The sequence below is a fragment of the Marinobacterium ramblicola genome (assembly GCF_019084545.1).
Lineage (GTDB): Bacteria > Pseudomonadota > Gammaproteobacteria > Pseudomonadales > Balneatricaceae > Marinobacterium_D > Marinobacterium_D ramblicola.
The window spans coordinates 44,800-58,185 of sequence record NZ_JAHREP010000030.1 but is presented as its reverse complement, the minus strand read 5'-3'; the positions used below and the strand labels follow the sequence as shown (position 1 = coordinate 58,185).

Below are 13,386 nucleotides of genomic sequence, written 5' to 3'. Positions count from 1 at the left end.
GTGGTCGAGATGTGGCAGCGCGGTGACTGGAAAACCTTCTGCGAGATGCTGCCGGAGTATGCGGTCAAGGGTCATGGTGAGGGTTTCATGCACGATACCGCGATGATGCTCGGCGCCCTGGGCTGGTCCGACTACCAGGGCCAGGCGGAGATCCTGACCCCCTACTTCGGCAGCTCCGGCACCGGCCAGATCAACTGCGTATTCCCGGTCACGCCGCAGGACGGCAGCGCCGTACCCGGCCCCCAGGCCTCGGTCGAGAGCGGTTTCGCACCGGGCGCCAGCCGGCTCTGATCCGCATTAACCCTATTAGCGGAACGCACATCCAGGCGTTTCCGCACCAGTTGCATATGGTGTTTTGGCCCGCTCACGCGGGCCTCTTTTTCACTACCAGATTCTGTCATCAGGATGACTCCATGGCCGTTATTGAACGCCCCCACCGACTGATCGTACTGCTTGCCGCACTGCAAGCGTTCGGCCCGCTGTCGATCGACATGTACCTGCCGGGGCTGCCGCTGATCGCGCAGGAGATGGGCAGCAGCGAAGCCAGCGTGCAGATGACGATCAGCGCCTTTCTGATCGGCCTGTTCATCGGCATGCTGTTTTACGGCCCCCTGTCGGACAAGTTTGGCCGCCGCGGCTTGCTGCTGGGCGGGATAAGCCTGTACACCCTGGCCAGCCTGGGCTGCGTTTTCGCCACCAGTATCGAACACCTGATAGCTCTGCGTTTTGCTCAGGCACTGGGTGGCGCTGCAGCATCGGTGCTCGGACGCACCATTGTGCGCGATCTGTTCCCGGTCGAAGAGTCGGCGCGGGTGCTGTCGCTGATGCACCTGGTCACGATGATCGCCACGCTGATGGCTCCGCTGTTCGGTGGCTATATGCTGCTCTCGGGCTGGCGGGCGCTGTTCGTGGTACTGATGATCTTTGCAGCGACAACGCTGCTGTTCGTTGCCTGGAAGATACCGGAAACCCACCGCGGCGAATCCAGAAACTCGAGTATTCTGGCCGTGTTCGCCGCCTACTTCCGTATCGCCCGGCATCGCCACGCCATCGGTTACATCCTGTGCATGTCGCTGACCTTTGCCGGCATGTTCGCCTTCATCACGGCTTCCCCCTTCGTCTACATCAACTATTTCGGCATCGAGCCCGCTCACTATGCCTGGCTGTTCAGCCTCAACATCGGCGGCGTGATTCTGTTCGTGACCCTGAATGCACGTTTCGTCAAACGTCTGGGTACTCAGCCGTTACTGCTGGCTGGCGTGAGCCTGGCTGCCGCCTCGGGTACGCTGTTGCTGATCTGCGGCCTGACCGCCGCGGGTGGATTGCTGCCGATCGTGGTCGGTGTTTTCGGTTTCGTCGGCGTGACCGGTCTGCTCGGTGCCAACTGCATGGCCAGCCTGCTCGCCCGCTACCCGCAACAGGCCGGGGCCGCCGCCGGTCTGGCGGTGTCGGCCCAGTTTGGGCTCGGCGCCCTGGCCAGCTCGCTGGCCGGCAGCCTGCATGACGGCACACCGCTGCCGATGACGCTGATCATGGGCCTGTGCGGGATAGGCGCCCTAATGGCGCTACGACTGACAAGAACCCGTGTGCGAGGATAAAGAGAGGGCGCGGTCAGGATAGCCGCGCCCGAGTGGGGGTACACTACTGTCTGGAAACGAGTTCCCTGTACTTATTCAACGCCGCACGCGCATCGATACCTCGGTCCGCGACGGAGTCGATCCACGCCTCATCCATGCCTTTGATCGCGTCATTGAGCTGGCCGACAAGAGGATCATCGGCGGTCAGGCGGACGATCGTTTTGCCCGAGTCCTGCGCTTCCTTGTAACCGGCCAGGTCCGCTGCCCCCCAAGCCTGCCCTGCCAGCTGAGACAATTTGGCACCGGATACACTCATGATCGCGTCCTGATCCTCCTTGCTCAGGCCATCGAACACATCGGGATTCATGAAGATGGTAAACGCCGTGGTATACATCCCCTTCGGGAACATGGTCAGGTGGCTGGTCACTTCACTAAGACGCAGGAACTTCTGCTCCTGGATCGGCAGGAACACCCCTTCGACGATCCCCTGCTGCATCATCTCGTAGACCTTGGTCGCCGGTGCCGCCACCGGTGTCACGTGCAGGCGCTCGGCCAGCTCGTTAACCACCCCGCCGCCGACGCGAATCTTGCGGTCCTTCAGGTCATCCAGGGAGTTGACCGGGAACTGGGTATGCAACTGACCGGGGCCATGCACGAACATCCCCAGCACCTTCAGGCCGGCGAACTCATCCGCCGGCTCGAAGTACTCCTTGTAGACCTTCCACAGCGCCACGGAACCCAGCTCGGCATCGGGAGTTTCACCGGGGATCTCGACAACACCCGGCAGCTTGAACCGGCCGGGCAGGTAGCCGTTGACGCTGAAGCTGACGTCGGTCACGCCATCCTCGACCAGATTGAACAGGGTTTTCGGATGGCCCGAGCCCTGCTCGATCTCCACCTTGACCCGCCCCTCGGTCGCCTCCTCGACCCATTTGGCCCAGGTCGGCCAGACCACCGCATTCTGCGGATTGGTCGGCGGCAGCCAGGTGGTTACACGCAGTGTAGTTGCCGCCATCGCGGACGTGCACAGCAGGGTACCGGCCACAGCACAGGCCAGTGTCGATGCGATTTTTAAGGTTTTCATATGCCCTCTTTTGTTCTCATTTTATTGTTAGAGCTCTCTTGATCTCCAAGCGCAATACTTGGCACCGCTGTTATCGCTTGAATGACGGATCCTGACGTTCGACGAGCCGTTTCATCGCCGCAAACACGTCTTCCCCGGCGCCAAATTTGGGATCGAAGTTCAACGAGTCTGCGGTACACTTCTTCAATATCGCCTCCGGGATTGCACGCACCGGCCCCATCGCCATCGACGCCACCTGCACCTCGCAGGCCCGCGTGACCAGCCACATCAGCGCCAGCGCCTGGGACAGGTTGGCGCCGATCACTACCGGTCCGTGGTTGCGCAACAGCAGCACCTGTTTATCGCCTGCACTGTCGAGGATCCGCTGCCCCTCATCCATATGCACCGTGATCCCTTCGAACTCGTGGTAGGCGACTTTGTCGTAGAGCTGCGCGGCGTAGAAGTTGCTGTAGGAGAGCCCCTCCTCCAGGCAGCACACCGCCAGCGTCGGTGTGCTATGCACGTGCATCACGCAGTGCCCGTTGGGCACCCTGGCATGGATAGCGCTGTGGAAAGTAAACCCGGCCGGATTGATCGGCCAGTCGGAGTGGCCGATGATGTTGCCGTCGATATCGATCTTGACCAGATTGGAGGCGGTAATCTCGCTGTAGTGCAGCCCGAACGGGTTGATCAGGAAATGCCCCGGTTCGCCGGGCACACGCAGGGAAATATGGTTGTAGATCGATTCGTCCCATTTCAGATAGGCGAAAATCCGGTACATCGCCGCCAGATCGACCCGCGCATTCCACTCCGCTTCGCTGAATCTCGCCGGACGTTCAAAGTAACGGTCAAAGGTTTCCATCATCTTCCTCGCTTGGTGTCATTGCAGGTTAGTTAATACATTAACTACATACCGGCACCACAAAAACCAAAATGAATATTGCCCCCTTCAATATATTTCCTATACCCTCAGTGGATGAACACCAAACAGCTGATCTACTTCCTCAAGACCGCTGAACTGTGCAGCATTGCCGCCGCCGCCCGTGAACTCGAGGTGGCGCAACCCAGCATCAGTCTGCAGTTGGACAATCTGGAGCATGAACTCGCTACCCGCCTGTTCGAGCGCGATTATCGCGGTGTAACGCTGACGGAGAGCGGGCAGCTGTTCCGCGCCCACGCCGAGTCGATACTACGCCAGGTCGAACAGGCCAAGCGGGATATCCGCCAGTCCGAAGAGGAACCCAGCGGTCGCCTGGTGATCGGTATGACGCAACCGATCGGCAATGTGGTCTCGGTACCGCTGCTGACCCAGGTGGAGCAGCGCTACCCCAAGATCCAGCTCGACCTGTTCGCGGGTCTCTCCTACAGCCTGTCGCAGCAGCTGCTGGCCGGCGAGATCGATCTGGCGATCTCCTCACCGGATGGCAGCGACATGTCGCACCTGAGACGGGAAAAGCTGTTCCGCGAGCAGCTCTATCTGGCCATGGGTACAGATCCCAAACCGGCCTCGCAACTGCCGCTGCGATCGCGCAAGCGCCTGCGTTTTGCGGAGCTGGCCGATCATGAGGTGATCGTCACCGGCCGCCAGGATTCCCTCGGCTACCTGTTGCACCAGTACGAGCTGCAGACCGGTGTCAGCATCCGGCACAAACCCGCGTTTGGCCAGTTGATGACCACGCTACGCTACGTTGCCGACGGTTACGGCATGCTGCTCAGCCCCTCCTCCTCGTTCTACCACCTCGAAGAAGCCGGACAGATTCACGCACTGGAGATTACCGATCCACCGCTCTGGCGTGACGTGTACATCACCACGGCGGCCGAGCGGCCGAAAACCGCCTTGATGCGGGCCGTCATTCCACTGATCCACGAGGTGACCCGGCAGGAGTACCTGGCCGGACATTGGCGGGGGGAGTTAGCACTGGGAGAGGCCTGAAATCGAAGTTTGCCCTGGACTGGCCACGGGAACAGGATTCCATGCATGCCTCGACGCGATAGACCTCGTGCAACAACCTCGACGTGATGATCTCCTCGACCGCGCTACAGGCGTGCAGGCCGCCCTTTGCGATCACTATCGCCTAGGCGATGAGTTGCTATCGCTCACCTTCAAGGCCGTGCCATACCCGGAGAACAATAATGGCACTGGAATGGACCGAATATCGAACGACATATTTTCCGAAGACCATGTCTCGAACAGAATCAGGCACCGGTGCCCTTTCAACGGGCGTGCCCATTGCGGGGAAGTCTGGAAGTAATTCGATTTTGCCGACCAGTTCGGTGGCAATCCTGGCCGCTGCCGACGGGTTGTGCACCGCAATAAACTCTCTGAGACGCATCAAATCATCAATGGCTTCGTCCGTGTAAACCAGCTTCACTTACCCGACCTCGGTGCATCCTGCTCGTTTTCGGTTCCCCAGCTATTGAGCCAACTATGAACCTCACTGGCATCAACCACTTTCCCTTGGGCGGCAGACTCCATTGCCTCCAGTGTTTGCTGCCAACGCTCTTGTTCAAGCTGCTGCCGTTCGATGTATTCCGACAACGCTTGGTTGATTACCCAGCCTTTGCTACGGTGGAGCCTGCTGGCGATTGCCTCCAGGTTCTGCTCAACGTCTGCCTGAAGACGAACTGTGGTAACACTCATGGCTGTACCCTCAGATTCTTTGACTACACTGTATTACATCATAGTCAATGAGGGTGCCGCAAAGAGTTGTTGAAACCGGAACCATCGTCGCAACGAAAGTAGCCGGGCACTGCTGACAAGGCCCACGTGATCCATCGCCTTTATTACCGAGTCCCCGTTCGTTTACATCAACTATTTCGACCTCGAGCCCACTACGCCTGGCTGTTCAGCCTCAATATCGGCGGAGTTATCCTGTTCGTGACCCTGCAATGCAGTCAGACGCTTGATGTTTCGAACTGATGCTGGAGCAAGGGATGGTGTTTTTCTGACGGCTGCGGGGGCGCTACGCCCTGTCCCTACTCCCGGCCCCTACTCCCCGCCCCCACTCAGCGCCACCAGTTCGCGCAGCTCGCTGTTCGAGAGTTCCGAGATCCACTGCTCGCCGCCGGCGACGCTGAGCTCGGCCAGCTCCTTCTTGTCCTGGATCATCGCGTCGATCTTCTCCTCGAAGGTGTTTTCGGTGATCAGACGATGCACCAGCACCGAACGCTGCTGGCCGATGCGGTAGGCACGGTCGGTGGCCTGGGCCTCCACCGCCGGGTTCCACCAGAGGTCGTAGTGGATCACTTGGCTGGCGGCAGTGAGGTTGAGGCCGGTGCCACCGGCTTTCAGCGACAGGATCATCGCGCGCACACCGCGCTCGGTCTGGAAGGCGTCGACCATCGCGTCACGCTGCGGGCGTGACAGCCCGCCATGCAGGAACGGCACCTCCCAGCCGAACTGCCGGCGCAGACTGTCCGCCAGCAGCTCGCCCATGCCGGTGTACTGGGTGAAGATGATCGCCTTCTCGCCGGCGGCATCGAGTTCGGACATGATCTCGATAAAGGCCGCCAGCTTGCCGGAGGCCTCGATATCCGCCCGCTCCTGGCCCAGAAACTGCGCCGGACTGTTGCAGATCTGTTTCAACGCATTGAGCAGCTTGAACACGAGGCCACGGCGTTCGATGCCCTCGCTGCGCTGCAGATTCTCCATCATGCCGTCCACCGTGCTCTGATACAGCGCCGCCTGCTCCCGGCTGAGGCCGCAGTAGCGGTTGCTTTCGATCTTGTCCGGCAGGTCGTCGATAATGTTCCGGTCGCTTTTCAGACGCCGCAGGATAAAGGGACCGGTGACCTTACGAAAACGCTCGAGCCGGGCCTGATCCCGCTCCTTTTCGATCGGCGCGGCAAACTCCTCCCGAAACCGTGCCAGACTGCCGAGATAGCCCCGGTTGGCAAAGTCGGCCAGGCTCCAGTACTCCTGCAACCGATTCTCCACCGGCGTGCCGCTCATGCCGATGTGGATATCGGCTTTCAGTTGCTTGATCGCCTTGGTCTGGGCGCTGGCCGGGTTCTTGATGTTCTGCGCTTCATCGAGCACCAGCGCTCGCCAGTGCGGCTTGCCGAGAGTCTTGCTGTCGCTGCGCGTCAGACCGTAGCTGGTCAGCACCAGGTCGTGCCGCTCCAGTTCCAGACTGCGCCCGGCGCCGTGGTAGATCTGCACACGCAGAGCAGGCGCGAAACGCGCAAGTTCGTGCTGCCAGTTGGTCAGCAGCGAGGTCGGGGCCACCACCAGAGCCTTGTGTCGTTCCAGCTGTCCCGTTTCCTTGAGGTGCAGCAGGGCACAGATCACCTGTAGCGTCTTGCCCAGGCCCATATCGTCGGCAAGCAGCGAGCCGAAACCCAGGCGGCTGTTCTGAACCAGCCATTCATAGCCACGCCGCTGATAGGGCCGCAGATCGGCCTTGAGTCCTGCCGGCAGCGGGGCCGGTTCGCTTTGCAGCAGTTGATCGAACAGCACCCGGGCGCTGTCGCCCAGCACCACGCCGGCATCGTCCAGTTCACCGGCCAATCCGGCCTTCAGCAGTTCGATACGCGACAGCGACTCGGGCAGGTTGTCGAGCCGCTTCATCAGTTGCTGCAGCTGCGCTTCGTCGATCATCACGTACTGATCCAGCAACCGGACAATGCCGGACGCGTTCTGCACCAGTTGGCGGAACTCGTGAATCGAGACGTTGCGGTCGCCGATCGCCACCTGCCAGTCGAACTGCAACAGCTGACCAAGGTTCAGATAGCTGACCTCCGCGTCGGTTCCGGCCCCCTCCAGCGAGAGGCTGAGTCGCGGTCGCGCCAGGTTGCGCAACGCCTTGGGCAGCACCACCTGGATACCCAGCATGGCGATGGCCGGCAGGGTCTGGCGGAACAGCGGCGTGAACGCCGCCAGATCGAAACTCAGCTCGCTCAGCGGGTCGGCATCGCTGTAGAGTTGCTCGATCTCCGGCAGATAATCGGCCAGCATCGCCAAGTCGGCCAGCACCCGCGCCTTGAGCACCGACAGGCCTGGCGTACGGATCAGGGATTCCAAGGGATGCAGTTGACCGTCATGCTCGATGCGCAGCGCAAGGCTCAGTCTGTCCTGCCCACGTTCCTCTACCTGCAGCAGCAGGCGGTGGTCGCGTTCCGCCAGCCACAGGCGGCTCAGCCAGTGGCGGATCACCTTGGGAACCTCGGCAGTTTCAAAGCGGTCGAAGCGCTGCGGTTCGCCACGGAAAAACAGTCTTTCGACCGCGGCAGCGGCGTCGGTGCTGCGGGGTTCCTCACAGCCGGCGGCAATGAAATGGCTGAGCAGAAGATGCAGCGCCGCCTGAAGCTGGGTGGGAGCATCGGCGTAATGTCGTACCGATTTGCGCCGCCGTGCCGGGGTATGTTCCAGTACCAGCAGATCCGGTGGACAGAGTTCGGAGAGCGTCGCCATCAGCGCCGAAACCGGATCGCTGATCGTGGCGGGATGCCAGACGATCAGACTGTCGCCCGCCGGATTGGCCTGGATGGCGGGGAGATAGGCCCGCTGCTCGATCAACTTCAATGCCAGGCGCAGCAGCAGACGCCAGAGCAGCAGATGCGTCGACAGGTAGGGCAACAGACTTGCCGGTATCGCATTCAGCCGCTGCAGCCAGGTACTCAACGGACTTTCGTCGTCGATCGCATCGTTCACGCCCAGGAAACCCAGGTTTTCATCCACGCGGATGCTCAGGCGGGGCAGCTGTTCCGCCGTCGTCCAGGGTTCCGCCTCCTCCCGGTCGAATCGCGCCGCCTCGCGGGCCGTTCGTTTGTACTGGTCGGCCAGAATCTTGCGAAACTCCTTGGGGTGGAACAGCGGCTTTTCGGACAGCACCGTCAGAATATGTTCCTGCAGCAGCGGTATGACGCTCAGATCGACCCGTTCGAAGGCCGATGTCGGCATCGCCGGCTCGGATTGCACTATCGGTTCGGGCGACCAGCCCGCCACTGTCGTGGGCAGTGCCTGCAGGGTTTCCAGCTGCGCACCGGCCTGTCCCTCCAGAGCCTGTGCCAGGTCCAGCCCGTGCAGCTGAAACACCAGAAAGGGGTTGCGGTCGATCTCGTTGGCGACCAGGTAGAGCACGGCCGCAATATGTTTGCAGGGCATGGCCCAGTCCGGACAGGAGCAGTGCGCCTGCATGTCATTCCAGTCGCGGGGAAACAGCCGGATCTGCTGTTCGCTCATCAGTGCCAGAATCCGGCGCGGCAGTTGCCGGTTCAGCAGCCGGGACAGTAATGCCGGGCTGCTGTTGATGGTCTGGAAAATCTGCCGACACTGGCTGTCGGAAAAGGGTTCCAGCCTGACCTCGACGCGATAGGGCGAGCGGCGACTGCCCTGTACTGCGGCCTGGATGCCGCCGGGCTGGATCTCGATCTCGCGCACCGAGCCGTTACCGGCGTAGCGACGGCCGCGCGGCAGCCGGTTGCTGTAGTCGATGCCGTTGAACGCCTCCAGCCACTGCTCGCCCCACCAGGTATTGCCATAGGTTGCCATCTAGGGGTGCCTCCCCGATTGGCTGGAGGGGGCATCGGTGTTGCGATCGACGTTCATGAAAGGCGCTGCCGTTCCGGTTGCAGGGAAAGCGAGCATGATACCGCCCCGGACACCGGACATGAACGCCTCACATAGGATGCGACCAGGCATCGGCGCGGAAAGCTTTCCGACCGCAACCATTGCCGCATCCTCTCCCATTAATCTTGCACCGAGGCGAGCAAATCTGATTTAATTAATATATTAACCAATATCGATCCACCCTGTCCGCTCTCTCGTGAAATTCGGATAACCGCTGCCAAGGTCAGCCCTCGGCGCCTTAAACCACTCTACAGCGCCTCTCCGGCAACACCTGTGAATGCGAATAGCGGTTGCCCCCCCTGACCAATCCGGAACGGAACGATGATGCTTGTACGAACGCTCAGCACCGCGGCCGACCTGACCACCAGACGCTCCGGTGTACTCATTTTCACCGCCATGCTGCTGGCACTAGCCGATACCTTTCAGCTGTTCGAGGCCACCCATCTGGCCACAGTGCTGGCCTGGGGATTCGTGCTGCTCGAGCTGCGTAACCTGACCGGGAAACAGCGACGGCTGATCCTGATACTCAGCGGCGCCGGAATACTGTTCTCCTGCTGGGCCTGGTTCAAGGGCGGCCAGGTCGCCGCCCTGGATATCCTCAGCGAGCATATCAAGCTGGCGATGCTGCTCGCCGCCGTCAACTTCATCCGTTTGGTGTCCCGACTCGAGCCGGCACCGGACCACAAGGGCGTGCGCAGCTTTCTGACCACTCTCGGCGGCATGCACTTCTTCTCCTCGGTAGCCAACTTCTCGTCGGTGCTGATGGTGGGTGAGCAGCTCTACCGCAACCAGCGCCTCTCCGCGCTGTCGCAGATCATTCTGGCCCGGGGCTTCAGCCTGGCGGTGCTCTGGTCCCCCTTCCTCAGCATCCTGCCGATGGTGCTGGACAAGGTGCCAGGCAGCGATATCTACGCGGTGTATCCGTTCACCATCGCTCTGGCGGTCGCCGGGCTGCTGCTGACGCTGGTTGAATGTCGCTACCGGCATCCGGATGAGCTGGACAGCTACGCCGGTTACCCGATCAAGCGCTCGACCCTGTTGCTGCCGGCGCTGCTGATCTCCACCGTGCTGCTGACCGCCTGGCTGGCACCGGAGCTGCCCACCATCGGCGTGGTCGCGTTGCTGGCACTGCTGGTGCCGTTCTCGATTCTGATGCTCAAAAGCGGCCTAACCTCGGCCAGCCGCAGCGCGGCCAAGCATGTGGTCGAGAGATTGCCGGACGCGCGCGGTGAGATCGCCCTGTTCCTGACCGCGGGCCTGCTCGCCGCCGGGGTCAAGGCCTGCATCGCGCTGGGCCTGGTCGACCTGCCATTCCAGCAAACCGATGCCCATATCGCCAGCTTCGTACTGCTGTCGATCGTGCTGTTCGCCTACCTGGGGATCCATCAGTTCGCGCTGGTGGCGATCTTTATGGGCTTTTTCGCCGAGATCACCACGACACCGACGCTGATGGCGCTCGCCTATATCCTCGGCACCTCACTGTCCATGTCCGGCAGTATCTTCAGCGGGCTCAATTTCATCCTGCAGGCACGGTTTCGCTGCAGCACTCGCGAAATACTGGCCAACAATAGCCTGTACACGCTGCTGATGCTGGTGCTCTCGGTCGCGCTGATCTATCTGATGGCGCAGTTCGGGGTGCGCTGATCCGCCCAATCAGCCACTCGAAAAGGCGCTGCACACCCGGCTGGACGGCGCGGGACTGTGGAAAGACAACAATGGATCTGTCACGCCGGAGAGTCGGGATGACCCAAAACAGAAAAGTACAATAACTAACGAGATTCTTACATTTTTTCTTGTGCCGTTTGCCTCGATACTTCTCCTATCCCACGGGAGTTCAGTTGTTCCTATTCAGCTGACTGGCTTAGCCAGTCCGACAACGATAAGAGAGACTATTGCAATGAAAGCAGCCAACCCGATGTTGGAAAAACTTCAAGCCATTCTGCCGGATATCCGTGCCAACGCCCGCAAGGCAGAAGAGCTGCGCATGGTGCCGCAGGAAAACATCGAGATGCTGCACGGCATCCAGCTGAACCGTGCTTTCCTGCCCAAGGCCTACGGCGGCTTCGAGATCTCCCTGCCCGAATTCACCGACTGCATCGCCGCGCTGGCCGGCGCCTGTTGCTCGACCGCCTGGGCCTACAGCCTGCTCTGCACCCACAACCATCAGATGGCGATGTTCAGCAAACAGGCACAGGACGAGTTCTGGGGCGAAAACCCGGATGCCGTCGCCTCCAGCTCCATCGCGCCGTTCGGCAAATATGAAGAGACCGAAGGCGGCATCATCTTTACCGGCGACATGAAGTGGAGCTCCGGTGTCGACCACGCCGACTGGATCATCGTCGGTCTGAACCGCCTGGTGAACGACGAGAAGGTATACAGCTTTGCGGTGATTCCGAAGCGCGAATTCACCATCATCGATGACTGGTTCTCCGTCGCCATGCAGGGCTCCGGCACCAAGACCGCCCGTATCGAAGGCGTGTTCGTACCCGAACACCGCATCCAGGCGGCCAAGGATATGATGGAGGGCCGTCACGTGGGCCGTCCGCTCTACCCGGATTCCAAGATCTTCCACACCCCCTACCGCCCCTACTTCGCCTGCGGTTTCGCCGCGATGAGCCTGGGCGTGGCCGAGCGCATGATCGAGGTGTACAAGGACCTGACCAAGAACCGCGTCCGCGCCTACACCGGTGCCAAGGTGGACGGCTCCGTACCGCCGATGCTGCGTATCGCCGAATCCTATCAGCAGGTCAGCGCCGCCCGCGCCTACCTGGAGAAAACCTGGCAGGAGCACAAGGAGTACGGTGAGCGTCACGAATACCCGGACCGTTACACCCTGGCGCACTGGCGTACCAACCAGGCCTACGCCATCAAGATGTGTGTCGAAGCGGTCAACCGTCTGTGGTCGGTAATGGGCGCCTCCAACTGGTACGAGGACCGTGAAGGCCAGCGTCTGTGGCGCGAGTCCAACATGACCGCGGCTCACGCCTACACCGATTACGATGTCTGTGCCCAGATCATCGGTCGCGAACTGCTGGGCCTGGAACCGGACCCGACCCTGCTCTAATCCACCATCCACGCCAACCGGGTGCCGCACGCATCCGGCTGGCGTCGCGACAACTTTTCCGGATAGAAGAACATCCCAAGGGCAGCGACGTTTGCGCTGGCCAGTTCACCGGCCCCGTCCCGCCCGACCCAACACTCAGGAGCAGCCTTCATGTCTACTCAGGTTACCGAATTCGATGCCAAGGCGTTTCGCCGCGCCCTGGGCAACTTTGCCACCGGCATCACCGTGATTACCGCCACCACACCGAGCGGTGAAAAGACCGGCGTCACCGCCAACAGCTTCAACTCTGTCTCCCTCGATCCGCCGCTGATTCTGTGGAGCATCGACAAGCGCTCCGGCAGCTGCAAGATCTTCGAGGAAGCGAGCCATTTCGCGGTCAACATCCTCGCCGCCGACCAGATCAACGTCTCCAACCACTTCGCCCGTCCGAGCGAGGACAAGTTCGCCGGTATCGACTACAAAGCAGGTCTCGGTGGCGCACCGATTCTGCCGGACTGCTCCGCCATATTCCAGTGCGAAAAGTACGAGACCGTCGAGGGTGGCGATCACTGGATCCTGATCGGCAAGGTTGTCGCCTTCGACGATATCGGCCGCTCACCGCTGCTCTACCATCAGGGCGCCTACTCGGTGGCACTGCCGCACTCACGCTTCCCCGAGAAGCAGGGTGAAGACAACAGCACCATCAAAGCGCTGGAGGGACGCCTGAGCAACAACCTGTACTACCTGATGACCCAGGCGGTGCGTGCCTATCAGAAGGACTACCAGCCACTGCAGCTATCCACCGGTCTGCGCACCAGTGAAGCGCGCATGCTGATGGTACTGGAGCAGGATCGCAAGCTCTCCATCGACGACCTGATGAAAGAGGTCAATATGCCACGCAGCGAGATCGAAGCCGCCGCCGAGATCCTGCAGCGCAAGGAGCTGGTCGCCGTGACTGAAGATCGCTACCGGATCACCGCCCGCGGCATCGACCAGGCCGACACGTTGTGGAACATCGCCGCCGAGGAGCAGGAGAAGATGTTCAGCCAGTTCAGCGACGACGAGCTGGCGGCGTTCCGTAAGGTGGTGACCACCCTGGCCAAAAGCTGATCGGCGCAAGCAGAACGAGCAT

Annotated in this window: 12 protein-coding genes; 6 read left to right on the top strand and 6 right to left on the bottom strand. The window is 61.0% G+C overall.

Features of this window, described 5'->3' with window-relative positions; genetic code table 11:
- Together KQ940_RS19530 and KQ940_RS19525 are read left to right on the top strand one after the other, a co-directional pair.
- Positions 1-291 (top strand): DODA-type extradiol aromatic ring-opening family dioxygenase (locus tag KQ940_RS19530; protein WP_485020581.1); only part of this gene is annotated, 291 nt, incomplete at its 5' end.
- A gap of 122 nt (positions 292-413) precedes the next feature.
- Entirely contained in the window at positions 414-1,598 is a 1,185-nt protein-coding gene (locus KQ940_RS19525; RefSeq protein WP_217415671.1) for a Bcr/CflA family multidrug efflux MFS transporter, read from the top strand.
- Positions 1,599-1,641: 43 nt separating this feature from the next.
- On the opposite strand, the gene KQ940_RS19520 is transcribed toward KQ940_RS19525, so the two are convergent.
- The gene (locus tag KQ940_RS19520) at positions 1,642-2,661 is read right to left on the bottom strand and encodes a TRAP transporter substrate-binding protein (RefSeq protein WP_217415669.1); all 1,020 of its coding nucleotides are present in this window, start codon (positions 2,659-2,661) and stop codon (positions 1,642-1,644) included.
- Positions 2,662-2,731: 70 nt separating this feature from the next.
- Positions 2,732-3,505, bottom strand: coding sequence for a class II aldolase/adducin family protein (locus KQ940_RS19515; RefSeq protein WP_246590203.1), 774 nt, complete (start codon positions 3,503-3,505; stop codon positions 2,732-2,734).
- A 111-nt stretch (positions 3,506-3,616) separates the two neighbouring features.
- Here KQ940_RS19515 and KQ940_RS19510 point away from each other — a divergent pair, with 111 nt between their 5' ends.
- On the top strand, positions 3,617-4,573 hold the full coding sequence (locus KQ940_RS19510; RefSeq protein ID WP_217415667.1) for a LysR family transcriptional regulator: 957 nt from the start codon (positions 3,617-3,619) through the stop codon (positions 4,571-4,573).
- Between the two features lie 157 nt (positions 4,574-4,730).
- Here KQ940_RS19510 and KQ940_RS19505 read toward each other — a convergent pair whose 3' ends face one another.
- The 3 genes from KQ940_RS19505 to KQ940_RS19495 all read right to left on the bottom strand — a co-directional run bounded on the left by KQ940_RS19505 (position 4,731) and on the right by KQ940_RS19495 (position 9,133).
- Positions 4,731-5,012 (bottom strand): type II toxin-antitoxin system RelE/ParE family toxin, encoded by a 282-nt coding sequence (locus KQ940_RS19505; protein ID WP_217415666.1) that lies wholly within the window; start codon positions 5,010-5,012, stop codon positions 4,731-4,733.
- A complete protein-coding gene (locus tag KQ940_RS19500; RefSeq protein ID WP_217415664.1) occupies positions 5,009-5,281 on the bottom strand; it encodes a CopG family ribbon-helix-helix protein in 273 nt (90 codons plus the stop codon). Before KQ940_RS19500 ends, KQ940_RS19505 begins: the two co-directional genes overlap by 4 nt.
- Before the next feature lie 348 nt (positions 5,282-5,629).
- A complete protein-coding gene (locus KQ940_RS19495; protein WP_217415662.1) occupies positions 5,630-9,133 on the bottom strand; it encodes a DEAD/DEAH box helicase in 3,504 nt (1,167 codons plus the stop codon).
- 399 nt (positions 9,134-9,532) lie between these two features.
- Between KQ940_RS19495 and KQ940_RS19490 the strand changes: the two genes are divergently transcribed.
- Complete coding sequence (locus tag KQ940_RS19490) at positions 9,533-10,855, top strand: hypothetical protein (protein ID WP_217415660.1); 1,323 nt, start codon at positions 9,533-9,535, stop codon at positions 10,853-10,855.
- Between the two features lie 253 nt (positions 10,856-11,108).
- Complete coding sequence (locus KQ940_RS19485) at positions 11,109-12,275, top strand: p-hydroxyphenylacetate 3-hydroxylase oxygenase component (protein WP_217415657.1); 1,167 nt, start codon at positions 11,109-11,111, stop codon at positions 12,273-12,275.
- Here KQ940_RS19485 and KQ940_RS19480 read toward each other — a convergent pair.
- Positions 12,272-12,427 (bottom strand): hypothetical protein, encoded by a 156-nt coding sequence (locus KQ940_RS19480; protein ID WP_217415655.1) that lies wholly within the window; start codon positions 12,425-12,427, stop codon positions 12,272-12,274. The genes KQ940_RS19485 and KQ940_RS19480 overlap by 4 nt on opposite strands.
- On the opposite strand from KQ940_RS19480, the gene KQ940_RS19475 reads away from it, so the two are divergent.
- Positions 12,426-13,364, top strand: coding sequence for a p-hydroxyphenylacetate 3-hydroxylase reductase component (locus KQ940_RS19475; protein ID WP_217415653.1), 939 nt, complete (start codon positions 12,426-12,428; stop codon positions 13,362-13,364). The two genes, KQ940_RS19480 and KQ940_RS19475, sit on opposite strands and share 2 nt — an antisense overlap.
- Positions 13,365-13,386 lie beyond the last annotated feature (22 nt).

What these genes read in the sequence shown, in the direction of transcription:
- KQ940_RS19525 (WP_217415671.1), top strand. Translation starts at nt 414, where the DNA reads ATGGCCGTTATTGAACGCCCCCACCGACTGATCGTACTGCTTGCCGCA.
- KQ940_RS19520 (WP_217415669.1), bottom strand. Translation starts at nt 2,661, where the DNA reads ATGAAAACCTTAAAAATCGCATCGACACTGGCCTGTGCTGTGGCCGGT.
- KQ940_RS19515 (WP_246590203.1), bottom strand. Translation starts at nt 3,505, where the DNA reads ATGATGGAAACCTTTGACCGTTACTTTGAACGTCCGGCGAGATTCAGC.
- KQ940_RS19510 (WP_217415667.1), top strand. Translation starts at nt 3,617, where the DNA reads ATGAACACCAAACAGCTGATCTACTTCCTCAAGACCGCTGAACTGTGC.
- KQ940_RS19500 (WP_217415664.1), bottom strand. Translation starts at nt 5,281, where the DNA reads ATGAGTGTTACCACAGTTCGTCTTCAGGCAGACGTTGAGCAGAACCTG.
- KQ940_RS19495 (WP_217415662.1), bottom strand. Translation starts at nt 9,133, where the DNA reads ATGGCAACCTATGGCAATACCTGGTGGGGCGAGCAGTGGCTGGAGGCG.
- KQ940_RS19490 (WP_217415660.1), top strand. Translation starts at nt 9,533, where the DNA reads ATGATGCTTGTACGAACGCTCAGCACCGCGGCCGACCTGACCACCAGA.
- KQ940_RS19485 (WP_217415657.1), top strand. Translation starts at nt 11,109, where the DNA reads ATGAAAGCAGCCAACCCGATGTTGGAAAAACTTCAAGCCATTCTGCCG.
- KQ940_RS19475 (WP_217415653.1), top strand. Translation starts at nt 12,426, where the DNA reads ATGTCTACTCAGGTTACCGAATTCGATGCCAAGGCGTTTCGCCGCGCC.
- KQ940_RS19480 (WP_217415655.1), bottom strand. Translation starts at nt 12,427, where the DNA reads ATGAAGGCTGCTCCTGAGTGTTGGGTCGGGCGGGACGGGGCCGGTGAA.